The organism is Flavonifractor sp. An9 (assembly GCF_002161245.1).
GTDB classification, from domain to species: Bacteria; Bacillota; Clostridia; order Oscillospirales; family Oscillospiraceae; genus Flavonifractor; species Flavonifractor avicola.
The window spans coordinates 1-21,945 of record NZ_NFHC01000037.1 but is presented as its reverse complement, the minus strand read 5'-3'; the positions used below and the strand labels follow the sequence as shown (position 1 = coordinate 21,945).

The following is a 21,945-nucleotide window of genomic DNA, read 5'->3' as shown; positions in this document are numbered from 1 at the left end:
CCCCCACCGCCACCCCCGTGCCCTCTCCCGCGGCCGCCTTTGACTTCACCCAGCCGGTGCCCCAGTCTGAGCCGGTGGAGATGGACTACTTCTCCGACGCCCTGTTCATCGGCGACTCCCGCACCGACGGCCTGCAGATCTACAGCGGCATCAAAGGCGCCACCTTCTACTGCTACAAGGGTCTGAACATCTTCGACATGAGCAAGCGCCAGGTGGTGGAGATGAACGGCGGCAAGTACACCGTGGTGGAGGCTCTGGAGAAGGGCCCCCAGTACAAGAAGATCTACATCTCCCTGGGCGTCAATGAGCTGGGCTATCCCGGCACCGACAGCTTCTATAAGGCCTTCAAGTCCTTCCTGGAGGAGGTCAAGTCCGCCCAGCCCGACGCCATTATCTACCTGCAGAATCTGGTGCCCGTCAACCCGGAGATCTGCGCCCAGAAGAACCAGCCCTCCTATGTGAACAACGACCGGGTGGCCGACTTCAACGGCGTGTTCCCCAAGCTGGCGGAGGAGTGCCAGGTAGCCCTGGTGGATGTCAAGACCGCCCTCAGTGACGAAAACGGCATTCTGCCCGCCGAGGCCACCGTGGACGGGGTCCATTTCACCAAGGCCTGGTATCAGAAGTGGCTGGAATATCTCATGTGCCACACCGTTACCCCGGAGGCCTATCAAGCGGGCCAGACAGCGGCCCAATAAAAGGAGCGTACCCCGGCATTGGACAACAACATCCGGCAGCAGCTGAACGAGTATATCATTGCCCACCAGGAGGATTTCTACCGCCTGGCGTTCAGCTATGTCAAAAATCGGGACGCTGCCCTGGATGTGGTCCAGGAGAGCATCGTCCGGGCCCTGTCCAAGTCGGATTCCCTCCGGCAGCCGGAGTACCTGAAAACCTGGTTTTACCGCATCCTGCTCAACGAGAGCATGAACCACTACCGCCGCAGCAAGCGGCTGGTCCCCCTGGAGGAGTCGGTGGCTGACGGGCCCGCCCCCGCCAGCGATCCGGCGGAGCGGCTGGACCTGTACGCCGCTATCGACCGGCTGGACCCCAAGGAGCAGGCCATCATCAAACTGCGCTTTTTTGAGGACATGAAGCTGGAGGAGATCGCACGCATCACCGGCACCAACCTGAACACCGTCAAATCCCGCCTGTACAAAAGCCTGCGCAAGCTGCGGGATCTCACCGGAGAGGAGGTAACCACATGAAGGATCTGTGGAAAGAGGCCAGGCAGCAGTACCGGAACACCGATACACCCCCGGAACTGGAATTCGCCGTTGCCTCCGCCCTGCGGGCGGGGGAGAAGAAGCGGCGGCAGCACCGTGGCCTGCGGCGGAGCCTGTCCGCCGGACTGGCCGCCTGCGCCTGCTTTGTGCTGCTGGTCAACGTCAACCCTACCTTTGCCCAGGCCGTGGCCGACGTGCCGGTACTGGGCGATCTGGCCCGGGTATTCACCGTCACCCAGTACACTGTGGAGGACCGGGACCATCTCATTGACGTGCGCCTGCCCGCCCTGGACCTGGCCGGCGACACCGATCTGGAGCAGCGGGTCAATACCGAGATCTCCACCCGCATCGATCAGATCCTCCAGGAGGCGGAGGATCGGGCCCGGGACACCAGGGAGGCCTATGTGGCCACCGGCGGCAACCCCGACGACTTTATGCCCATCGTCATCAGCGTGGACTACGAGATCAAGTGCCAGAACGACCGCTACCTCTCCTTTGTCATCACCAAAACCGAAACTCTGGCCAGCGCCTACACCGAATATTACACCTACAACATTGACCTCCAGGCCGGGCGGGAGATCACCCTCCGGGATCTGCTGGGCCCCGACTACAAGGAGATTGCCAATTCCGTGATTTCCGCCGAGATCGACCGCCGCAGTCAGGACCCGGATAACCTCTACTTCCTCCAGGGGGAGGGAGGCTTTGAATCCATCGCCGGCGATCAATCCTTCTATCTGGACGCCGACGGCACCCCGGTGGTCTTTTTCGAAAAATACGAGATCGCCCCCGGCTATATGGGCGCCCAGGAGTTCCGCATCCCTCTGCCTGAAACCAAGTGAAGAACAAAGGGCCTGCTGCAAAATGTGCAGCTCGTACAAAGACCCGTCATTCCGAGAAAAACGGCCGCCCACCGGGCGGCCGTTTTTCGTGGGAATCCGCCCCTTTTGCCGGGGAAACGGATTGCCACGCCAGTGTGCGCACTGGCTCGCAATGACAGGTTTGTGCAAAACAGCTATTTTGCAACAGGCCCTTTGTTGGGCAAAGAAACACCGGGCACGCTGCATGGCAGCGCGCCCGGTGTTTTGTCTGTATGGACGGATCAGAACATGGAGCCGAAGAGGCTGCTGGTCAGACCGGAGCTGGAACCGGCCAGAGCGGGGAGCAGGCCGTTGCCCACGATGAGCAGAGTCAGGATGATGGTGATCGCCACCACAGCCAGATAGATCAGCCAGGACTTGCCGGACTCCATCTCAGGAGCGATCATCTGGAAGGAGGACACGCCCAGGGCCACCCACAGGATCATGGTGATGATGAACAGCCAGGCGCCCAGCTCCAGGGAGATCAGGAAGCACAGGAAAGTGATGACCATCAGGATGGTGATGAAAATAGAGTGACAGCCGCAGGCCATCAGCGCATCCTGGAAGGTGCAGCCGGACTTGAGGATCTTGGCGCCGCCAAAGAGCAGAGCCACAAAGATGATGACGCCAATGGCATCGCCCAGCAGGCCGCCGAAGAACCAGAACTGGAAGGGCACTTCCAGGTAGCCGTAGGACATCATCTGCAGCTTCAGGCAGAAGCCCAGGAGCATCAGGATGCAGGCGATGAGCTGCGCGCCCATCAGGATCAGGGGGGTAGCCAGGTCACCCTTGGCCAGGGTATCCCGGGTGGCCTGAACAGGGGAAGCAAAATAGCCCTTCAGGAAGCCGCCCAGGCCGCTGAAGGCTGCGCCCGCCGCAGAGGGCTTGGCAGCGCCGCTGGGGCCGCCCATGGTGTTCACATTGGTGCCGCAGGAAGAACAAAATGCGGAACCGTCAGGGATCTCCTTCCCGCACTTGGGACAGAACATTACACAACACTCCTTCTCAGTGGCGGCAAAACGGGTTCTGCCGCACAATCTGTCGCTCCGTCTCCCCAGGACGGAGCATACCGGTTCTCTTGAACATGGAACCGGATTGTCGAGATTATAACACAGCTGAAGAAAAAAGTAAATCGATGGAAAAGAAATTGTTGACTTCCCCCCGGTTTTCTCTGTCGGTTTGCCTATTGCCGCAGGCCGGTCCCCCGTGCTATAGTTATGTCAGAGACATTCCCGGCAGACCAGAAAAAGGCGCTGACCGGGCCATTTGCGCGCCGTCCGTTGCACAGGCGGCACCCGCGGGGCAGGATGGAGTCTCTCCATCCGCGGGAAGTTTTAAGGGAGGTACATATGGGGAAGGTATTTCGCTGTTATGTGGAAAAAAAGCCGGGCTTTGACGTGGAGGCCGGCCATCTGCTGGGAGAGCTGAAGGGCACCCTGGGGCTCAGCGGCCTCACCGGCGTGCGGGTCATCCGCCGCTACGACGTGGAGGGCGTGGAGCAGAGCGCCTATGAGGCCGCCCGCACCACCATCCTGTCCGAGCCGCAGGTGGACCAGCTGTGGGACGAAACCATGCCGGAGACCCAGGGCGCTCTGCTGGCGGTGGAGGCCCTGCCGGGCCAGTACGACCAGCGGGCCGACTCCTGCGCCCAGTGCATCCAGATGCTCACCGGCGGCGAGCGGCCCACCGTCCGGGCTGCCACCGTCTATGTACTGGCCGGTGATCTGTCCCAGGACGACCTGGCCCGCGCCAAGGGTTATCTCATCAACCCGGTGGAGAGCCGGGAGGCCGCCCTGGACAAGCCTGAGACTTTGATCCAGCAGTACCCCGAGCCCGCTGATGTGCCGGTGCTGGAAGGTTTCACCGCTCTGGATCAGGCGGGCCTGGAGGCCCTGCTCAACCAGTACGGCCTGGCCATGGACCTGGCGGACCTGACCTTCCTCCAGGCCTATTTTAAGGACGAGGAGAAGCGGGACCCCACCCTCACCGAGGTGCGGGTGGTGGACACCTACTGGTCCGATCACTGCCGCCACACCACCTTCTCCACCCATCTGGACAGCGTGGACATCACCGATCCCGCCGTCAAGGCGGCCTACGACCGCTACCTGGCCGCCCGTGTGGAGGTGTACGGCGAGGAGAAGGCCGCCAAGCGCCCCCAGACCCTGATGGACATTGCCACCATCGGCGCCAAGACCCTGAAGAAGCGGGGCCTGCTCCCCGAGCTGGACCAGAGCGAGGAGATCAACGCCTGCTCCATCCACGTCCCCGCTCAGGTGGACGGCAAGGAGCAGGACTGGCTGCTCATGTTCAAGAACGAGACCCACAACCACCCCACCGAGATTGAGCCCTTCGGCGGCGCGGCCACCTGTATCGGCGGCTGCATCCGGGACCCCCTGTCCGGCCGTGTGTATGTCCATCAGGCCATGCGCCTCACCGGCTGCGGCGACCCCCGGGTGCCGGTGAGCGAGACCCTGGAGGGCAAGCTGCCCCAGCGCAAGATCGCCCAGACCGCCGCCGCCGGCTACTCCTCCTACGGCAACCAGATCGGCCTGGCCACCGGCCATGTGGCCGAGCTGTACCACGAGGGCTACATCGCCAAGCATCTGGAGTGCGGCGCGGTGGTGGGCGCGGCTCCCGCCGACCATGTCCGCCGTGAGACCCCCGCCCCCGGCGACGTGGTCATCCTGCTGGGCGGCCGCACCGGCCGGGACGGCATCGGCGGCGCCACCGGCTCCTCCAAGAGCCACAACCTGTCCTCCCTGGACACCATGGCCTCCGAGGTCCAGAAGGGCAACGCCCCCGAGGAGCGCAAGATCCAGCGGCTCTTCCGCAACCCCAACGTGACCCGCCTCATCAAGCGGTGCAATGACTTTGGCGCCGGCGGCGTATCGGTCGCCATCGGCGAGCTGGCCGACGGCCTGTCCATCGACCTGGACGCCGTCCGCAAGAAGTATGACGGTCTGGATGGCACTGAGCTTGCCATCTCCGAATCCCAGGAGCGTATGGCTGTGGTGGTGGCCCCCGAGGACGCCCAGACTCTGATGAACTTTGCCGCCAGCGAAAACCTGGAGGCCTATCAGGTGGCTACTGTCACCGAATCCCCCCGCATGGTCATGACCTGGCGGGGCCAGACCGTGGCCAACCTGTCCCGTGCCTTCCTCAACACCAACGGCGCGGTGAAGCACGCCTCCGTTCAGGTGGATGAAAAGGCCGCCGCCTCCCAGAGTGAGAAGAAGTTCCGCACCCTGCGGGAGATGGCCGCCAGCCTGAAGTCCGCCTCCCACCGTGGCCTCACCGAGCGGTTCGACGGCTCCATCGGCGCGGGCAGCGTGCTCATGCCCTTCGGCGGCAAGAGCCAGCGCACCCCCGCCCAGGCCATGGCCGCCCTCTTCCCCGTGGAGCCCAACCAGGAGACCGATCAGGCCAGCGTCATGGCCTGGGGCTGCGATCCCGACCAGCTGTCCGCCAACCCCTACGCCGGCGCTCACAGCGCGGTGTACACCTCGGTGGCCAAGCTGGTGGCGGCGGGCGCGGACTATGAGAAGGCCTATCTGACCCTCCAGGAGTTCTTTGAGAAGCTGCGGACCGACCCTCAGCGGTGGGGCAAGCCCTTCGCCGCCCTGCTGGGCGCTCTGGACGCCCAGCTGGAGCTGGGGGCCGCCGCCATCGGCGGCAAGGACTCCATGTCCGGCTCCTTCCTGGACCTGGACGTGCCCCCCACCCTCATCTCCTTCGCCATTGCCCCGGTGAAGGCCCAGGATGTGCTCTCCCCCGAGTTCAAGACGGCAGGCAAGCCGGTGTACCTCTTTGCCTCTGAGGACAGCAAGTCCGCCTGGAGCGCCTTCCACGCCCTCCATCAGGCGGGCAAGGTGGAGGCGGCCTGGGCGGTGGAGAACGGTCTGGGCGAAGCCGTCATGAACATGGCCTTCGGCAATTCCATCGGCTTCACCTCCGTGGACACCGATCTGGACTGGGATACCCCCATGCCCGGCGCCATTGTGGCCCAGCTCACTGAGGAATGTGACGGCGGCCTGCTCATCGGCCACACCACCGCCGAGGCCGTCATCAGCGTCAACGGCGATTCCGCCTCCATCAGCGAGCTGCTCGCCCTCAACGAGAGCGTGCTGGAGGACGTGTACCCCACCCGGGCGGGCAAGGCCGCTCCGGTGGAGGCCATTTCCTGGGATAAGCGCTCCCCCGCCGTGTGCAAGTCCAAGATGGCCCGGCCCCGGGTGGTCATTCCCGTATTCCCCGGCACCAACTGCGAGTATGACTCCGTCCGGGCCTGCCTGCGGGCGGGCATGGACGCCGAGACCGTGAACATCCGCAATCTGACCGCCGACGACCTGCTCCAGTCCACCGCGGCCCTGGAGAGCGCCATCCGCAAGGCCCAGATCGTCTTTATCCCCGGCGGCTTCTCCGGCGGTGACGAGCCCGACGGCTCCGCCAAGTTCATCTGCTCCTTCTTCCGCAATCCCACTATCACTGACGCGGTCCACGACCTGCTGAAGAACCGGGACGGCCTGATGCTGGGCATCTGCAACGGCTTCCAGGCCCTGGTCAAGCTGGGCCTGGTGCCCTACGGTGAGATCCGGGACATGGACGAGAACTGCCCCACCCTGACCTACAACCTGATCGGCCGCCACCAGAGCCGGTATGTCACCACCCGGGTGGCCTCCGTCAACTCCCCCTGGATGCTGAAATCCAACGTGGGCGACCTCCACGCCATCCCCATCTCCCACGGCGAGGGCCGCTTCGTGGCCCCCCAGAATGTGCTGGACCAGCTCATTGCCAATGGCCAGGTGGCCACCCAGTATGTGGACCAGAGCGGGGTTCCCTCTATGGACATCGACGTGAACCCCAACGGCTCCCTGTATGCCATCGAGGGCATCTTCTCCCCCGACGGCCGGGTGTTCGGCAAGATGGGTCACTCCGAGCGGCGGGGCGACCACGTTGCCCGCAACATCCCCGGCAACAAGTATCAGCCCCTGCTGGAGAGCGGTGCGGAGTACTTCAAGTAAAGCAACAAAACAAATCAGCCCCCCGCCAGCGGCGGGGGGCTGATTTTGTATCTTGCGGCTTACAGGGGCTGCGCGGTCAGATCCTTTCCGCTGCCGGTGACGGCGTAGAAGGCGTACTCCCCCTCTTTCAGGGTGGAGGCGGCCAGAGCGGATTTTACCCCCTCCAGGTCCTCCGGCCGGAACCGGACGGCAATGCCGCAGCCCAGGGAGATCTCCCGCAGCACCGGCATGACCTGGACGGGCGCCACCTCTTTCAGCACTTTTTGGGCGTAAATGGCCCCGTAGGTGGAGGTAAAGGTGATGACCCCATAGTCCATCACAGGGAGATCACCTTGCCCGCCTTCTGCATCCGGGTGACGATGTCGTACATATTGCTGACAGCGCCCACCTTCAGCTGATCGGTGAGGCCGTAGAAGTTGAGGCAGGTGCCGCACACCAGAATCTCCGTTCCGCTGTCGCTGAGGGCTTTCAGGTGGTCCGCCACCTGCCCGTCCAGGGTGGGCAGCTTGACCCCGGCGTTCATGAACAGCACCGCACCCGGCTTGTCCTCCCCCTGAGCCAGGGTGTAGAAGAACATCCGCATCAGGTTGGTGCCCAGCTCCCGGTCCCCGTCGCCGATGATGTCCCGGCCCACGAACACCGCCCAGTCTCCTCCGGCGGGCAGGGGGGAGTTGACGGCCTCCTCACAGGCGGAGCATCCCTCTCCCTTGGTAAAGTCCAGAGCGTAGGTACCGCCCTCCTCTCGGACGGCTACTTCAAAGCCCTGGTTGTCCCCCAGCCGCTTCAAATTCTCCACGGCGGTGGGGTTGTCCACCAGGACGGTAAAGGCGGTGTGCCCCTGGGCCATGGCCCCCTTGGCCAGGATCACGGGGGTGGGACAGGGCTTGCCCTTGGCGTCTACAATGTGTGCCATGTTGTTGTCCTCCTGCGTTTTTTCTTCATTATACCCCCGTATCTTCCCCGCCGCAAGTGGTGGAAAACCGGTGGAAAATGTGAAAAATTCTTTAAAATCCACCGCCGGACGGCCCTTGTGCTTTTTCGGCGGGAGAAGTTGTGCTATACTGTAGGGGCCCGGAGACTTTGCCGGGCACTGAAATTATCCAACGCGAAAGGAGGTGGGCGGTATGGAGCTTCTCACCGGCTGGCTGACGGAAAACGAGGTGCTGTGCGCCTGGTTTACCTCCATTGTACGCTTTGTCTTTCCCGTGCTGGCCCTGCTCATCCTCATCCGCACCATCCGCTCCCTGCTGACGGTGCCCTGTCTGCCCGAGGTGTGGGCCTACCTCACCCTGCCCAACGGGGCCAACCAGCCCCTCACCCACTGGGAGAACATCCTGGGCCGGGCAAGCAACTGCGACGTGGTGCTCAACTACCCGGTGGTATCACGGCAGCACGCCGCCCTCATCCGCAACGAAAACGACACCTGGACCGCCTACGACTTAAACTCCAAGGGCGGCGTCACCGTCAACGGCAAGCCGGTTCACGACGCCACTCCCGTCCAATACGGCGATGTGCTGGCGGTGGGCGGGGTGGAGACGGTACTCCTCCCCCTCTCCCCCGAGGAGAAGGCCAAGCGCCGGAACAGCCGCCGCCGGTCCCGCCCTGTTTCCCCCTGGCTGGGCCTGGTGCTGCTCACCGTGTTCCAGGTGCTCACCGCCATCCAGCTCATCATCAGCGAGGGCCCCGACGCCTCCCCCATGATCCCCATCACCTTCCTGTGCTTTACCGGGGTCATGTGGCTCTACTTCCTGGTGCTGCGGGCCATGCGGCGGGTGGGCTTTGAGATGGAGACCATCGCCTTCTTCCTGTCCACCCTGTCCCTGTCGGTGACCTGCTCCTCCAACACAGGGGCCCTGTTCAAGCAGTTTTTGTGCGTGGTGCTGGGGCTGGTCCTCTTCCTCATCCTGGGCGTCTTTCTCCGGGACCTGGACCGGGCCAAGAAAATCCGCTGGCTCATGGCGGGGGCGGCCATCGGCTTTCTCAGCCTGACGGTGGTGCTCTACAAGCTGGGGCTGGCCGATCCCAAGTACGGCGCGGCCAACTGGATCTCCATCGGCGGCATCAGCGTGCAGCCCTCGGAGATTGCCAAGATCTGCTATATCTTCGCCGGAGCCGCCACCCTGGAGCGGCTCTTCCGCAAGCGGAACCTGGGCCTGTTCATCGTACTCACCGGCGTGTGCCTGGCCTGCCTGGCCTATATGAGCGACTTCGGCACCGCCGCCATCTTTTTCGTCACCTTCCTGGTCATCGCCTACCTCCGCTCCGGCGACTGGGCCACCCTGGCCCTCATCTGCGGCGGCGGCGTGTTCGCCGTACTCACCATGCTGTCGGTAAAGCCCTACATCATGAGCCGCTTTGCCACCTGGGGCCACGCCTGGGAGAACGCCTCGGTGGGCAGCGGCTACCAGCAGACCCGTACCATGTCGGCCGCCGCCTCCGGCGGTCTGGTGGGGGTTGGCCCCGGCGAGGGCTGGCTCCACAACGTGGGCGCCGGTGACACCGACCTGGTGTTCGGTATGCTGTGCGAGGAGTGGGGCCTCATTATTGCCATTCTGGCCATCCTGTCCATCGTCACTCTGGCGGTGTTTGCCGTCCGGGCCTGCCGGGCGGGCCGGTCCTCCTTCTATATCATCGCCGCCTGCGCCGCCACCTCCATGATGGTGTTCCAGACCTGCCTCAACGTGTTCGGCGCGGTGGACATTCTGCCCCTCACCGGCGTCACCTTCCCCTTCGTGTCCAACGGCGGCACCGCCATGATCGCCTCCTGGGGGCTGCTGGCCTACCTGAAGGCCACCGATACCCGTCAGAATGCCAGCTTCGCCATCCGCCTGCCCTCCCGCAAGGAGGACCGGCAGAACGCCCAGCTGTCCATGAAACGCAACGAGCAGTGGGAGGGCCGCTATGAAGAAGATTGAAAAACGGGCCTTCCTCTGCCTGATCCTGGCCGCCGCCCTGGTGCTGGGGCTGGGCTTCTATGTGGTGCGCTATGTGCTCTACGGCAACCGCTGGGCCTCCTTTGCCGCCAACCGCCACCTGTACAACAGCCAGGGCCAGCTGTCGGTGGGCCGGGTGCTGGACCGGGACGGGGACGTGCTGTCCTGGGCCGACGAGGAGGGGAAACGCCACTACTACGAAAACGCCATCGTCCGCAAGGCCACCCTCCACGCCGTGGGTGACGCCCAGGGCAAGATCGGCACCGGCGCCCTCACCGCCTTTGCCAGCCAGCTGTCGGGCTATAATCTGTTCACCGGGGCCTACTCCCCCCTGGGCAACGGCAACGATCTGTACCTCACTCTGGACGCCCGGCTCAACTACATCGCCCTCCAGGCCCTGGGGGGCCGCAAGGGCGCGGTGGGTGTGTACAACTATGAGACGGGAGAAATTCTGTGCATGGTGTCCTCCCCCACCTACGACCCTCTGGACCCGCCGGAGGATGTGGAGGACAATCCCGCCTATGACGGCGTGTATTTAAACCGCTTCCTCTCCGGCACTTTCCCGCCGGGCTCGGTGCTCAAGACGGTGACTCTGGCCGCCGCCATTGAAAACATCCCCGACCTCTTTGACCGGAGATGGACCTGTACCGGCTCCACTGAGGTGGGGGGCGAGGCCATCACCTGCCCCCACGCCCATGGGGAGATGGACATCTATGACGCCCTGGCCAACTCCTGCAACGGGGTGTTCGGCCAGCTGGCCGCCGAGCTGGGACCGGAGGTCATGGCCCAGTATACCCAGAAGGCGGGGCTCACCTCCTCCTATAAGGTCAGCGGCCTGTCCTCCGCCGCCGGGCGGTTTGACTTCACCGGCACCACCGGCCAGCTGGCCTGGGCCGGCGTGGGCCAGTACAACGACCTGGCCAACCCCTGCGCCATTATGACCTACATGGGTGCCATCGCCAACGGCGGCAAGGCCGCCGTGCCCCGGCTCATCCTCAAGGTGGAAAATCCCCTGGGCCTGCCTTCTCTGCCCCAGTGGACCAGCAAGACGGGCACCCTCATTGAGTCCTCCACCGCCGCCACCCTGGCGGACATCATGTCCCGCAACGTCATCGACGCCTACGGCTCCGGCCGGTTCCCCAATATGGACATCTGCGCCAAGAGCGGTACCGCCGAGGTGGGAGGCGGCAACTCCCCCCACGCCTGGTTTGCCGGCTTCCTCCGCAATGAGGACGCCCCCTACGCCTTTGTGGTGCTGGTGGAGAACGGCGGCTCGGGCGCCGACGTGGCCGGTTCCGTGGCTGCTCAGGTGCTGGACGCCCTGGTCAACGGCTATTGAGCAGCAGCACCTCCAGCCCCTGCTGCCGGGCGTAGTTGACCGTATAAGCGGTGCCGCCGGTATCCCGGGTGCACCAGGCCACGCACACCCCGCTGTGATCCACCAGATGCCGGTTGCGTTTGTGCATACATCCCGGCGTGTACCGGCCGGCGGTATACACCACCTTGTGGGCAGCGGCCTTGATGCGTTCATACTCCGCCACATCCGCCTCCCGCCAGCCTCTGGTCTGGTCGGGGCAGGGCAGCACCAAAATCAGTCGGATATGGGGGAATTCCCCCAAAAGCCCCAGCACGGTCCGAGCCGCCAGGGTATCGAACCCCAGAGCCCCTCCCGCACCAAAGTACCGAATCCCCCGGCCAATGAGCTGCCGCACCGTCTCCTCCAGGTTTTCCACCAGCACCCGCCGCTGTGTGGAAGGAATGTCCCGGTGGCCGGTGAAGCAGCAGGTCTGTTCCCGCATGGTCATACCCAGTCCCCCCTTTTTCCCCAGTATAGGCCGGGGCAAAGGACGAATTTTGTCGCATTCAGGGCGCTGCCAAAAGGCAGCGCCCTGAACTTTTCCACACCGTATGTGAATAATGTGTAAAACCTTGGGGAATCCTCTTGACTTTGAGGCTCAAAACTCTATTATTTATTTAGCACAGAAAATATTCTTCGGACATTGGAGGATTCAACCATGCAAGAGGTCAAAGAGGACGGGAAAAATCCCAGCCCACCCAAAAAACCACTGATTTTCTACTATGCTCTGGCCCTGGTGGCCCTGATGCTCCTCAACGTCTTTTTCTTCCCCTCGGTGCTGGAGCGGCAGGTGATCGAGGTGCCCTACAGCCAGTTCCTGACCATGGTGGATGACGATCAGGTAAAAGAAGTTGCCCTGGATGAGGACAACCGGCAGATCGTCTTTATCGCCGTCGATGATGCCGAAAAGCTGAGCTATTACAAGACCGGCATCTGGCCGGACGACGGCCAGCGACTGCTGAACCAGCTGCGGGAGGACCCGGATATCGTGTTCAGCGCCGAGATCCCCACCCAGGCCAACCCCCTTCTGGCCTTCCTGGTCAGCTGGATTCTGCCCATTTTCTTCTTTATCCTCATTGGGCAGCTGCTCTCCCGCTTCATGATGAAGCGGCTGGGCAACAATCTGCCCGGCGGCATGGGCAATGCCATGACCTTTGGCAAGGCCAACGCCAAGGTCTATGTGGAGGAGGCCTCCACCGGCGTGTCCTTTACCGACGTGGCGGGCCAGGATGAGGCCAAGGAGGCCCTGATGGAGGTGGTGGACTTCCTCCACGAGCCGGACAAGTACGCCGCCATTGGCGCCAAGCTGCCCAAGGGCGTGCTGCTGGTGGGCCCTCCCGGCACCGGCAAGACCCTGCTGGCCAAGGCGGTGGCAGGGGAGGCCAAGGTGCCCTTCTTCTCCATCTCCGGCTCGGAGTTTGTGGAGATGTTCGTGGGCATGGGGGCTGCCAAGGTGCGGGACCTGTTCAAGCAGGCGGGGGAGAAGGCCCCCTGCATCGTGTTTATTGACGAGATCGACGCCATCGGCAAGAAGCGTGACGCCGGCGGCTACGGCGGCAACGATGAGCGGGAGCAGACCCTGAACCAGCTGCTGGCCGAGATGGACGGCTTTGACTCCAGTAAGGGCGTGGTGCTGCTGGCCGCCACCAACCGGCCGGAGAGCCTGGACCCCGCCCTCATGCGGCCCGGCCGGTTTGACCGGCGGGTGCCGGTGGAGCTGCCCGACCTCCAGGGCCGTGAGGCCATTCTGAAGGTCCACGGCAGGCACGTCCACATCGACGCCGATGTGGACTGGAGCGCCATCGCCCGGGCCACCGCCGGGGCCTCCGGCGCGGAGCTGGCCAACATCGTTAACGAGGCCGCCCTCCGGGCGGTGCGGCAGGGCCGCCGGACGGTGACCCAGGCCGACCTGGAGGAGAGCGTGGAGACCGTCATCGCCGGCGCCCAGCGGAAGAACGCCGTCATCTCTTCCCAGGAGAAGCAGCTGGTGTCCTTCCATGAGGTGGGCCACGCCCTGGTGGCCGCCCTCCAGACCCACTCCGCCCCGGTGGCCAAGATCACCATCATCCCCCGCACCTCGGGAGCCCTGGGCTACACCATGCAGGTGGACGAGGGGGAGCGCAACCTCATGAGCCGGGCGGAACTGGTGAACAAGATCGCCACCCTCACCGGCGGCCGGGCCGCCGAGGAGCTCATCTTCGGCGCGGATAACGTGACCACCGGCGCCTCCAACGACATCGAGCAGGCCACCAAGCTGGCCCGGGCCATGATCACCCGGTACGGCATGACGGACCAGTTCGACATGGTGGCCCTGGAGACGGTACAGAACCAGTACCTGGGGGGCGACACCTCCCTGGCCTGCTCCGCTGAGACGGCGGCTGAGATCGACAAGCAGGTGGTGGCCACCGTGAAGGCGGCTCACCAGAAGGCCCTGGCCCTGCTGAAGGACCACGAGGACCAGCTGCGGAAGCTGGCGGGCTACCTGCTGGAGAAGGAGACTATCACCGGCGATGAGTTCATGGACCTGCTGAAGCAGGGATAAGCCTCTGCCACCAAACCCACAAAATTCAAACATAAAATCCCCGCTGCCAATGTGGCAGCGGGGATTTTATCATATCCGGATTTACTTAATGGGCTCGCCGGCGGCCTTCTTGGCCTTGATCTCCTTGAGGGCGTCGCGGTAGGACAGGTTGACACGGCCCTTCTCGTCGATATCGGTGACCTTGACCCAGATCATATCGCCGATGTTGACCACGTCCTCCACCTTCTCCACCCGGCGGTCGGCCAGCTTGGAGATGTGGACCATGCCGTCCTTGCCGGGAGCCAGCTCCACGAAAGCGCCGAACTGCAGGATGCGGACCACCTTGCCGTAGTACAGCTGGCCCACCTCGGGCACAAACACGATGGTCTCGATGGTCTTCTTGGCGGCGTCGCAGGAGGCCTTGTCGGTACCGGCAATGTAGATGGTGCCGTCGTCCTCGATGTCGATCTTGGCGCCGGTGTCGGCACAGATCTTCTGAATCACCTTGCCGCCGGAGCCGATGACCTCGCGGATCTTGTCCACGTCGATCTTCATCTTCACCATCTTGGGGGCGGTGTCGGCCACGTCCTCACGGGGCTTGGAGATGCAGGGCAGCATGATCTCGTCCAGGATGGCGTAACGGGCGTCCTTGGTAATGGCCAGAGCTTCCTTGATGATCTCATGGGACAGGCCGTCGTTCTTGATGTCCATCTGGATGGCGGTGATACCGGCCTTGGTGCCGGCCACCTTGAAGTCCATCTCGCCGTGGAAGTCCTCCACGCCCTGGATGTCGATGAAGGTGGTGAAGCCGCCGTCATCGTCCTGGATCAGGCCGCAGGAGATGCCGGCCACGGGGGCGGAAATGGGCACGCCAGCATCCATCAGAGCCAGAGTGGAGCCGCAGATGGAGCCCTGAGAGGTGGAGCCGTTGGAACTCAGCACCTCGCTCACCACGCGGATGGCGTAGGGGAAGTCCTCCACGGAGGGGATGACGGGCTCCAGAGCACGCTCGGCCAGAGCGCCGTGGCCCTTCTCACGCCGGTTGGTGGACCGGGCGGCACGGGCCTCGCCGGTGGAGTAGGCGGGGAAGTTGTAGTGGTGCATATACCGCTTCTCCTCTTCCTCCCAGATGGTATCCAGCTTCTGGGCGGCGGAGAGGGTGTTCAGGGTGCAGATAGACAGAACCTGGGTCTGACCGCGGGTGAACAGGCCGGAGCCGTGAACACGGGGCAGCACGCCAACCTCGGCGGCCAGGGGACGGATCTCGTTCTTGGCGCGGCCGTCCACGCGGTGGCCCTCCAGCAGCCAGGCCTTGACGATCTTCTTCTGGAACTTGTAGGTGATCTCCTCCAGGTACTTGTCCATTTCGGGATAGTCCTCCAGGAAGAGCTCATGCCAGTGCTCGATAAGGGCGTTCCAACGCTCCTCACGCACGTTCTTGTCGTCGGTGTCCATGGCGGCCTTGGCCTCGTCCATGGTGGCCTCCACGATCTTGTCGAACAGCTCCTGATCGAAGTCGGCGTGATCGTAGGTCATCTTCTCCTTGCCGATCTCAGCCACGATCTGGTTGATAAAGGCCACCTGGGCGCGGATCTCCTCGTGGGCCTTGACGATGGCATCATACATGATGTCGTCGGGCAGCTCCTTGGCGCCGGCCTCGATCATGATGACCTTCTTGTCGGTGGCGGCCACGGTGAGGTCCAGCTGGGAGTTGTGCTTCTGCTCGTTGGTGGGGTTCATGACGATCTGACCGTCCACATAGCCCACCTCCAGGCAGCCGATGGGGCCGGCCCAGGGAATGGGGGAGAAGGCCAGGCAGGCGGACACGCCGATCATGGCGGTAACCTCGGGAGAGCAGTCCCGGTCCACGCTCATGACGGTGGCGGTGACCACCACGTCGTTGCGGAAGTCGTAGGGGAAGAGGGGCCGGATGGACCGGTCGATGACGCGGCTGGCCAGCACGGCGGGCAGGGAGGGCTGACCCTCACGGCGCATGAAGGAGCCGGGGATGCGGCCCACAGCGTACAGCTTCTCCTCGAAGTCCACGCTCAGGGGGAAGAAGTCCACGCCGTCCCGGGGACGGGGGGACACAGTGACAGCCACCAGCACGGTGGTCTCGCCGTAGGTGACCATGGCGGACGCGGTAGCCAGCTCGGCCACCTTGCCCACGTCGATGGTCAGGGGACGGCCCGCCACCTCAGTCTTGTACACATGACGGTTGGTGAATTCCTTGTGCTTGATCACGGTTGACATGGGGAAAATCCTCCTTTTCATTGGTGTTTCCCCACCCGTCAGAGCCTGACTCTTTTAGCACTTGAATCCGGGTCCGCAGGCCGTCAGGCCCAGATTCAACTGCTAAAAGTATGCTCTGAGGAGTGGGAAGAAGGGGTGGCACGGAGGTCCGCGCCACCCCTATTCAATACATAATTACTTACGGATGCCCAGCTTGGCAATGATGGCACGATAGCGCTCGATGTCCTTGGCCATCAGGTAGTCCAGCATCTTGCGGCGCTTACCGACCATCTTCAGCAGGCCGCGGCGGCTGTGGTTGTCGTGCTTGTGGATCTTCAGGTGCTCGGTCAGCTCCTGGATGCGGGCAGTCAGAATGGCGATCTGCACCTCGGGAGAGCCGGTGTCAGTGGGATGAGTGCGGTTGGCTTCGATAACAGCAGTCTTTTCGTCCTTACGGATCATGGTTAGGTTCCACCTTTCAATCAATGTGCCCGCGGGCTGCGTGACCGGCCGGTGTAAGCCGGGAGACGAAGTCCGGGGTAAATACCGTCTGTTCACAGACTTAGGTATTTTATCATAGTCTGGCCCCATTGTAAAGGATTCATTCGGAAAATTTGGGGGCTTTTTTTGCTTTTTTCAGCGGTACAAAGCCGCCTCCGGCTCCTTCAGCCACTTGCCGAATTTATAATAGATCAGCAGGGCCACCGAGGTGGTGAGCCAGGTGATGGGGTAGCTGGCCTCCACCATGACGATGGTATGGTACCGGGGCACCACCAGGAAGAGCCACAGCAGCCGCAGGCCGCACACGCCGAACACCGAGATGAGCATGGGCACCAGGGACTTGCCCGCTCCCCGGATGGCGCCGGGCAGCAGCTCCACCAGAATATAGGTGACATAGCAGGGAGCCAGGAAGACTACCATCTCCACGCCGATCTCCAGCACGTCGGGGTCGGGGGTAAAGATGGACAGGATGGGCCGGGCCAGCAGCACCAGGAAGGCGCTCATGGCGATGGTGATGATGGCGCTCATGCCCACCGAGATTTTTACGCTCTTTTTCAGCCGGTCGTATTTGCCCGCCCCGTAGTTCTGCCCGGCGAAGGTGGTGAGGGCCTGGGACAGGGCAGTGATGGTCATCCAGAACAGGATGTCCATCTTGCCGTAAGCCGTCCAGGCGGCCACCGCGTCGGTGTCAAAGGAGTTGATGCAGGACTGAATGACAATATTGGAGGCGGAGTACATCACCGACTGGAGGGCGGTGGGCACGCCTACCTTCATAATAGCCGACATGGGCTGGCGGTGGAGCTTGAGCTGGCTGGGGAAGAGCTGGAAGGGGGCGCCCTGGGCGCGCATCAGGGAGATCACCACCAGCACCGCCGACAGCACCTGGGAAGCCACGGTGGCAATGGCCACACCCAGCACCCCCAGAGGAACGACCACCACCAGCAGCAGATCCAGCACGATGTTGCACAGAGAGGCGGCAATGAGGAAGTACAGGGGACGCTTGGAGTCGCCCACCGCCCGGAGCACGCCGGTGCCCATATTATAAATCACGTTGGGGATCATGCCCAGGAAGTACACCCGCTGATAGAGGATAGCCCCGGGCAGGGCGTCGGCGGTGGTATCCATGGCCCGGAGCGCCCAGGGGGTGAGCACAAAGCCCGCCACCATAAAGACCGCGCCGATGATCACCGACAGCAGCATGGCGGTGTGGACGCTCTTGTGGACTTCCTCCCCCATACGGGCGCCGTAGCGCTGGGCGATAACCACCACCGCTCCGGCGGCCAGGCCGGTGAAGATGCCCACAGTAAGGTTGACGATGACGCCGGTAGAGCCCACGGCGGCCAGGGCAACCTTGCCTACAAACCGCCCCACCACCACCGTGTCCACCGTATTGTACAGCTGTTGGAAGAAGGTACCAAACCACAGGGGCACGAATAAAGTTAACAGTTGTTTCCAGATCACGCCCTGGGTAATATCGCCCACCGGACGGGCCAGCCGCATGACAGATCCCTCCAGAAAAAGTAAACTGATGCGGCCAGAGCCGCAAGAGGATTGTACACGGTTTGGAGGCAAAAGGCAAGGGGGACGGCAAATGCCGTCCCCTCGGGCTTTACGGTTGTTCCGGCCCAAACACCTTGGCCTTGTAGTAGGACTCGGCGTTGTACAGGGCGGCCGCGGGGTTGTGGCCCAGCACCCGGTCCTTGGCCACCAGGGTGGTGACCAGAGCGTCGGAGTATTTGTAGAACAGGCTGTCGTGGCCCACGCACAGACCCACCACGATATTGAGCTGAGTCCCCACGGCGTTGAGCATTTTGGCCTGAAAGATGGGGTTGCAGGCGTTGGCTCCCACCGCGTTACACTCGGCAGGAATGCCCAGATCCGCCTTCTTCACCATGCCCGCCTTGCACCCCATGCCGAACACCTCAAAGCCGTGGGAGCGGAGGATGCGGGCCAGGATGCGGGACTCGTGGAGCAGGCCCACACAGGTGGCGATGCCGATCTTGTGAAAGCCCAGCTTTTTGGCAAATTCCACGATCTCCTGGACCCGGGTATACTGGCAGTAGTGCTGGCACTCCACCTCAGCCGCCGCTACCATGGCGGCGTGGTTGTCCTCCTCCTGATAGCAGGCCACCGCCTCGTCCAGCACCTTCTGCTCCAGATTTTTGGACAAGCAGAAAGGGGGAAACGCGTCGGAGTGATTCAAATCGTTGCAGGCGGCGGAACCGCAGTCAATGCAGCTGCGTGTACAGGCGTTTTCTTCCATAATGATCCTTCTTTCCTGGATACAGACTGCCCGTCAGGGCAGCAGAATGGAGGCGCAGGCACCGCTGCTCCGCCAATCCTCCCACCGGCGGCGGCACAGCTGATGAAAAGCGCCGGCGATGCCGATGAATTCCTGGGGGAGAAGGCTGTCCGCCTGGGCACGGATCTCCTCCATGGCGGGAGGGATACGGCCCTGGACCCAGGCCTCCGTTCCACCGGCCTCCACGGTGTAGTAGGTCCAGGCGATGGAACCGGCCATGGCTCCGGTGGTGTCGCAGTCGCCGCCGATGGAGACGGCGCCCCGGACCGCGTCCTCAAAGTCGGCGGACTCCAGAAATGCCACGATGGCCTGGGGCACCGAGCCCTGACAGGACACGTCAAAGTGGTAGTCTGCCCGGATGGAATCCAGGGTAAAGTCCAGGGAATAAAAATGCTCGGCCACATACTGCCGGATCTCCTCTTTGGAGGCCCCCGTCTTGGCCAGGAAGAGGGCGGCGGCCACCGCCTCCGCACCTTTGATCCCCTCCGGGTGGTCGTGGGTGACGGCGGCGCTGACCCGGGCCAGCTCCAGCGCCTCCTCCAGTGTCACCGCCGCCAGGGCACAGGGGGAGACCCGCATGGCGGAGCCATTGCCGTAGCTGCCGTAGGGCGCAGGGTTCTCCCGGCGGAGCCAGTCGGCAAAGCGTCCGCCGTAGGCGCCGGTGGGATGGGGATATCTGCGGCCAAAGTCCTGCATAGTCTCCACCAGCACCCGGGAAAAGTCCCCGCAGTCCTCCCGGGCGGTACACAGGATGGCCTGGGCCACGGCGGCGGTCATAATGGAGTCGTCCGTATAATCGCAGCCCGGCGAAAACAGCGGGAAATCCTTTGTCTTAATGTTGTTGAATTCGTATTTGGAGCCGACGATATCGCCGATGAACGCACCATACATAGGGATACCTCCCAATCAAACTTGATGGTGAGAGTATACCGCACCTTAAGGTGCGGCGGGTCGCATACCAGGCGACATCCTGGGTCTGGGCGGCTTACAGGCCGTCCCGCACCAGCCGGGCGGCGGTCTCCACATGGACCGTGCGGGGGAAGAGGTCCACGGCGGTGGCGGTGTCCAGCTTGTACCCAAGGGCGGTGAACCGCTTCACATCCCGGCCCAGGGTGGCCGGGTCGCAGGACACATAGACCACCCGCTGTGGGGCCATCTGGGCAATGGTGGCCACCACGTCCTCCGCCAGCCCCTTCCGGGGCGGGTCCACACAGATCACGTCGGGGCGCACCCCCTCCCGGGCCAGCTGCCGGGCGGCTTCGCCGGCGTCGGCGCACAGGAACCGGGCGTTTTCAATGCCGCTGCGGCGGGCGTTCTGAATGGCGTCGTCCACCGCCTGAGGCACCACCTCGGCCCCCCACACCCTGCCCGCCTGCCGGGCCATCACCAGGGAAATGGTGCCGATGCCGCAGTACAGGTCCAGCACGGTCTCGGTGCCGGTGAGCTGAGCCAGCTCCACCGCCTTGCCGTAGAGCACCTCGGTCTGGTCGGGATTGACCTGATAGAAGGAGGGGACGGACAGGCGGAAGTCGGAGCCGCACAGGGTATCGGACAGGAAGTCCTGTCCCCACAGGGTGCGGTAAGAGTCCCCCAAAATCACGTTGGTATGGCTCTTGTTGACCCCCAGCACGATGCCCACCAGGCCGGGCTCGGCCGTCCGGAGAGCGCGCACCAGCTCGCTCTCCCGGGGGACCCCCACGCCGTTGACCAGCAGGCAGCACAGGCTCTCCCCCCGGCGGTTGGTGCGGACATACACATGGCGCACCAGGCCGGAGCGGGCCTTCTCATTGTAGGCCGGGATGGAATACTCCATCATCCAGTCCTTCACCGCCCCCCGCAGGCGGGCGGCCGCCTCGCTCTGGAGCAGGCAGTCTTTCACGTCCACCACCTTGTGGGTGCGGGACTGGTAGAATCCGATGCGGGGGCCGGGGGCGACGGGGAACTGGGCCTTGTTGCGGTAGCGGTCAGGCCGGGCGGCCCCCAGAATTTCCGTCACATGGATATCCGCGCCCCCCAGACGGCGGAGGCAGTCCTCCACCCGGGTGCGCTTGGCCTCCAGCTCCTCGGCGTAGGTGATGTGCCGGAAGGCGCAGCCGCCACAGCGGTCGTAATAGGGACAGTCGGGGGTAATCCGGGCAGGGGAGGGTTCGGTGACCTCCCGCACCACGCCCCACAGGGCGGAGCGGCCCACGTGGGTGAGCCGCACCTGGCACAGCTCGCCCCGGACACCGCCCTGGACGAACACCACCATGCCGTCCAGCCGGGCCACGCCGGCGCCGTCGCTGCTGTAGCCCTCGATGCGCAGGGGATAGGTATGGCCTTCCAGATGCTTATTGGGCTGCATACATACTCACGTCCTTCAGCGTATCATAGGGAATGGTGACCTCCACCGGGGAGTGGATGCCGGTCAGGGTGTTGCCCTGAATCCAGAACACATAGCCGTCGGAGGTAAGGCAGAACTGCTCCGGCTGGTAGGCCGCCGTCACAGCCGCCTGGGTGAACTCCCCGGCGGACAGCTCCGGGCTGGCCAGGAAGGCCTTCACCACCCGGTCCTGCACGGCCTGGGCGTCGGTAAAGAAGTCGGTAAAGGTCAGCTTGATGCCGGTCTGGGGATCAAAGTTCTCCCCCAGCTCAAACACGGTGGGGTAAGCCGCCCCGCTGTTGATGTACCAGGTGCGGCGGATGCTGATGACCTGATCGGTGGAGAGCACCACCTCATAGCTCATCTCCTCGGTGACCGGCGTAAAGGAGAAGCCGGCGGCCTTGGACACGTCGTAGTCCGCCACCACCTGCTCATAGTTGGCCTCGGCGCTCTCCATGCGGCTGGCGCCGTCGGCCTTGTACCAGTCGTTGATCACATCGCCGGCAGGGCAGGTGTCGGTATTCTGCACCATGGGCAGGGTATAGCGCACCGTCATGACCTGGGTGCCGTCCCCGGCGGTATAGGTCTGGGTAAAGACCTGCTCCCCCCACTGGGGCGGTTCGGGGGTGGGGG

18 protein-coding genes are annotated in these 21,945 nt (G+C 63.6%); 7 read left to right on the top strand and 11 right to left on the bottom strand.

Annotated elements, in window-relative coordinates; genetic code table 11:
* From B5G40_RS15815 to B5G40_RS15805, 3 genes are all read left to right on the top strand, one after another.
* On the top strand, positions 1–698 hold a 698-nt coding region (locus tag B5G40_RS15815; protein ID WP_087400583.1), incomplete at its 5' end, for a GDSL-type esterase/lipase family protein.
* A gap of 18 nt (positions 699–716) precedes the next feature.
* Positions 717–1,208: an RNA polymerase sigma factor gene (locus B5G40_RS15810; RefSeq protein ID WP_087331365.1), complete on the top strand. Its 492-nt coding sequence runs from the start codon at positions 717–719 to the stop codon at positions 1,206–1,208.
* Complete coding sequence (locus B5G40_RS15805; RefSeq protein ID WP_087400581.1) at positions 1,205–2,065, top strand: DUF3298 and DUF4163 domain-containing protein; 861 nt, start codon at positions 1,205–1,207, stop codon at positions 2,063–2,065. The genes B5G40_RS15810 and B5G40_RS15805 overlap by 4 nt, the downstream gene beginning before the upstream one ends.
* 260 nt (positions 2,066–2,325) lie before the next feature.
* Here the strand turns inward: B5G40_RS15805 and B5G40_RS15800 are convergent, their stop codons facing one another.
* Entirely contained in the window at positions 2,326–3,072 is a 747-nt protein-coding gene (locus tag B5G40_RS15800; RefSeq protein ID WP_087331361.1) for a zinc ribbon domain-containing protein, read from the bottom strand.
* 360 nt (positions 3,073–3,432) lie between these two features.
* Between B5G40_RS15800 and B5G40_RS15795 the strand changes: the two genes are divergently transcribed.
* Positions 3,433–7,104 carry a phosphoribosylformylglycinamidine synthase gene (locus tag B5G40_RS15795; RefSeq protein ID WP_087400580.1) on the top strand — a complete coding sequence of 1,224 codons (3,672 nt, stop codon included), beginning with the start codon at positions 3,433–3,435 and terminating at the stop codon, positions 7,102–7,104.
* Between the two features lie 59 nt (positions 7,105–7,163).
* Here the strand turns inward: B5G40_RS15795 and B5G40_RS15790 are convergent, their stop codons facing one another.
* A complete protein-coding gene (locus tag B5G40_RS15790; protein ID WP_087391135.1) occupies positions 7,164–7,421 on the bottom strand; it encodes a DUF3343 domain-containing protein in 258 nt (85 codons plus the stop codon).
* Positions 7,421–8,017 (bottom strand): sulfurtransferase-like selenium metabolism protein YedF, encoded by a 597-nt coding sequence (gene yedF, locus B5G40_RS15785; RefSeq protein WP_087272505.1) that lies wholly within the window; start codon positions 8,015–8,017, stop codon positions 7,421–7,423. The genes B5G40_RS15790 and yedF overlap by 1 nt, the downstream gene beginning before the upstream one ends.
* Before the next feature lie 211 nt (positions 8,018–8,228).
* Between yedF and B5G40_RS15780 the strand changes: the two genes are divergently transcribed.
* Positions 8,229–10,019 carry an FtsW/RodA/SpoVE family cell cycle protein gene (locus tag B5G40_RS15780; RefSeq protein ID WP_087400578.1) on the top strand — a complete coding sequence of 597 codons (1,791 nt, stop codon included), beginning with the start codon at positions 8,229–8,231 and terminating at the stop codon, positions 10,017–10,019.
* A complete protein-coding gene (locus tag B5G40_RS15775) occupies positions 10,006–11,376 on the top strand; it encodes a penicillin-binding transpeptidase domain-containing protein (protein WP_087400576.1) in 1,371 nt (456 codons plus the stop codon). The genes B5G40_RS15780 and B5G40_RS15775 overlap by 14 nt, the downstream gene beginning before the upstream one ends.
* On the opposite strand, the gene B5G40_RS15770 is transcribed toward B5G40_RS15775, so the two are convergent.
* Positions 11,363–11,842 (bottom strand): SLOG family protein, encoded by a 480-nt coding sequence (locus tag B5G40_RS15770; protein ID WP_343286739.1) that lies wholly within the window; start codon positions 11,840–11,842, stop codon positions 11,363–11,365. The two genes, B5G40_RS15775 and B5G40_RS15770, sit on opposite strands and share 14 nt — an antisense overlap.
* 210 nt (positions 11,843–12,052) lie before the next feature.
* Here B5G40_RS15770 and ftsH point away from each other — a divergent pair, with 210 nt between their 5' ends.
* On the top strand, positions 12,053–13,936 hold the full coding sequence (gene ftsH / locus B5G40_RS15765; protein ID WP_087400574.1) for an ATP-dependent zinc metalloprotease FtsH: 1,884 nt from the start codon (positions 12,053–12,055) through the stop codon (positions 13,934–13,936).
* Between the two features lie 81 nt (positions 13,937–14,017).
* Here the strand turns inward: ftsH and B5G40_RS15760 are convergent, their stop codons facing one another.
* The 7 genes from B5G40_RS15760 to B5G40_RS17005 all read right to left on the bottom strand — a co-directional run.
* Entirely contained in the window at positions 14,018–16,168 is a 2,151-nt protein-coding gene (locus B5G40_RS15760; RefSeq protein WP_087400572.1) for a polyribonucleotide nucleotidyltransferase, read from the bottom strand.
* A gap of 174 nt (positions 16,169–16,342) precedes the next feature.
* Positions 16,343–16,609, bottom strand: coding sequence for a 30S ribosomal protein S15 (gene rpsO, locus B5G40_RS15755; protein ID WP_087188508.1), 267 nt, complete (start codon positions 16,607–16,609; stop codon positions 16,343–16,345).
* A gap of 174 nt (positions 16,610–16,783) precedes the next feature.
* Positions 16,784–18,148, bottom strand: coding sequence for an MATE family efflux transporter (locus tag B5G40_RS15750; protein ID WP_087400570.1), 1,365 nt, complete (start codon positions 18,146–18,148; stop codon positions 16,784–16,786).
* A 109-nt stretch (positions 18,149–18,257) separates the two neighbouring features.
* Positions 18,258–18,911 carry a DUF1847 domain-containing protein gene (locus B5G40_RS15745; RefSeq protein WP_087400568.1) on the bottom strand — a complete coding sequence of 218 codons (654 nt, stop codon included), beginning with the start codon at positions 18,909–18,911 and terminating at the stop codon, positions 18,258–18,260.
* Between the two features lie 33 nt (positions 18,912–18,944).
* Positions 18,945–19,841: an ADP-ribosylglycohydrolase family protein gene (locus B5G40_RS15740; RefSeq protein WP_087400566.1), complete on the bottom strand. Its 897-nt coding sequence runs from the start codon at positions 19,839–19,841 to the stop codon at positions 18,945–18,947.
* Between the two features lie 94 nt (positions 19,842–19,935).
* Positions 19,936–21,294 carry a 23S rRNA (uracil(1939)-C(5))-methyltransferase RlmD gene (gene rlmD / locus B5G40_RS15735; RefSeq protein ID WP_087400564.1) on the bottom strand — a complete coding sequence of 453 codons (1,359 nt, stop codon included), beginning with the start codon at positions 21,292–21,294 and terminating at the stop codon, positions 19,936–19,938.
* Positions 21,281–21,945: hypothetical protein (locus tag B5G40_RS17005; RefSeq protein WP_087400562.1), on the bottom strand; the 665-nt coding region annotated here is incomplete at its 5' end. The genes B5G40_RS17005 and rlmD, both read right to left, overlap by 14 nt.

Bases quoted from the DNA above. Each gene is read 5' to 3' on its own strand.
- B5G40_RS15800 (WP_087331361.1), bottom strand. From the start codon at position 3,072: ATGTTCTGTCCCAAGTGCGGGAAGGAGATCCCTGACGGTTCCGCATTT.
- rlmD (WP_087400564.1), bottom strand. From the start codon at position 21,294: ATGCAGCCCAATAAGCATCTGGAAGGCCATACCTATCCCCTGCGCATC.
- ftsH (WP_087400574.1), top strand. From the start codon at position 12,053: ATGCAAGAGGTCAAAGAGGACGGGAAAAATCCCAGCCCACCCAAAAAA.
- B5G40_RS15805 (WP_087400581.1), top strand. From the start codon at position 1,205: ATGAAGGATCTGTGGAAAGAGGCCAGGCAGCAGTACCGGAACACCGAT.
- B5G40_RS15770 (WP_343286739.1), bottom strand. From the start codon at position 11,842: ATGACCATGCGGGAACAGACCTGCTGCTTCACCGGCCACCGGGACATT.
- yedF (WP_087272505.1), bottom strand. From the start codon at position 8,017: ATGGCACACATTGTAGACGCCAAGGGCAAGCCCTGTCCCACCCCCGTG.
- B5G40_RS15740 (WP_087400566.1), bottom strand. From the start codon at position 19,841: ATGTATGGTGCGTTCATCGGCGATATCGTCGGCTCCAAATACGAATTC.
- B5G40_RS15790 (WP_087391135.1), bottom strand. From the start codon at position 7,421: ATGGACTATGGGGTCATCACCTTTACCTCCACCTACGGGGCCATTTAC.
- B5G40_RS15745 (WP_087400568.1), bottom strand. From the start codon at position 18,911: ATGGAAGAAAACGCCTGTACACGCAGCTGCATTGACTGCGGTTCCGCC.
- B5G40_RS15750 (WP_087400570.1), bottom strand. From the start codon at position 18,148: ATGCGGCTGGCCCGTCCGGTGGGCGATATTACCCAGGGCGTGATCTGG.
- B5G40_RS15775 (WP_087400576.1), top strand. From the start codon at position 10,006: ATGAAGAAGATTGAAAAACGGGCCTTCCTCTGCCTGATCCTGGCCGCC.
- B5G40_RS15780 (WP_087400578.1), top strand. From the start codon at position 8,229: ATGGAGCTTCTCACCGGCTGGCTGACGGAAAACGAGGTGCTGTGCGCC.
- B5G40_RS15760 (WP_087400572.1), bottom strand. From the start codon at position 16,168: ATGTCAACCGTGATCAAGCACAAGGAATTCACCAACCGTCATGTGTAC.
- rpsO (WP_087188508.1), bottom strand. From the start codon at position 16,609: ATGATCCGTAAGGACGAAAAGACTGCTGTTATCGAAGCCAACCGCACT.
- B5G40_RS15795 (WP_087400580.1), top strand. From the start codon at position 3,433: ATGGGGAAGGTATTTCGCTGTTATGTGGAAAAAAAGCCGGGCTTTGAC.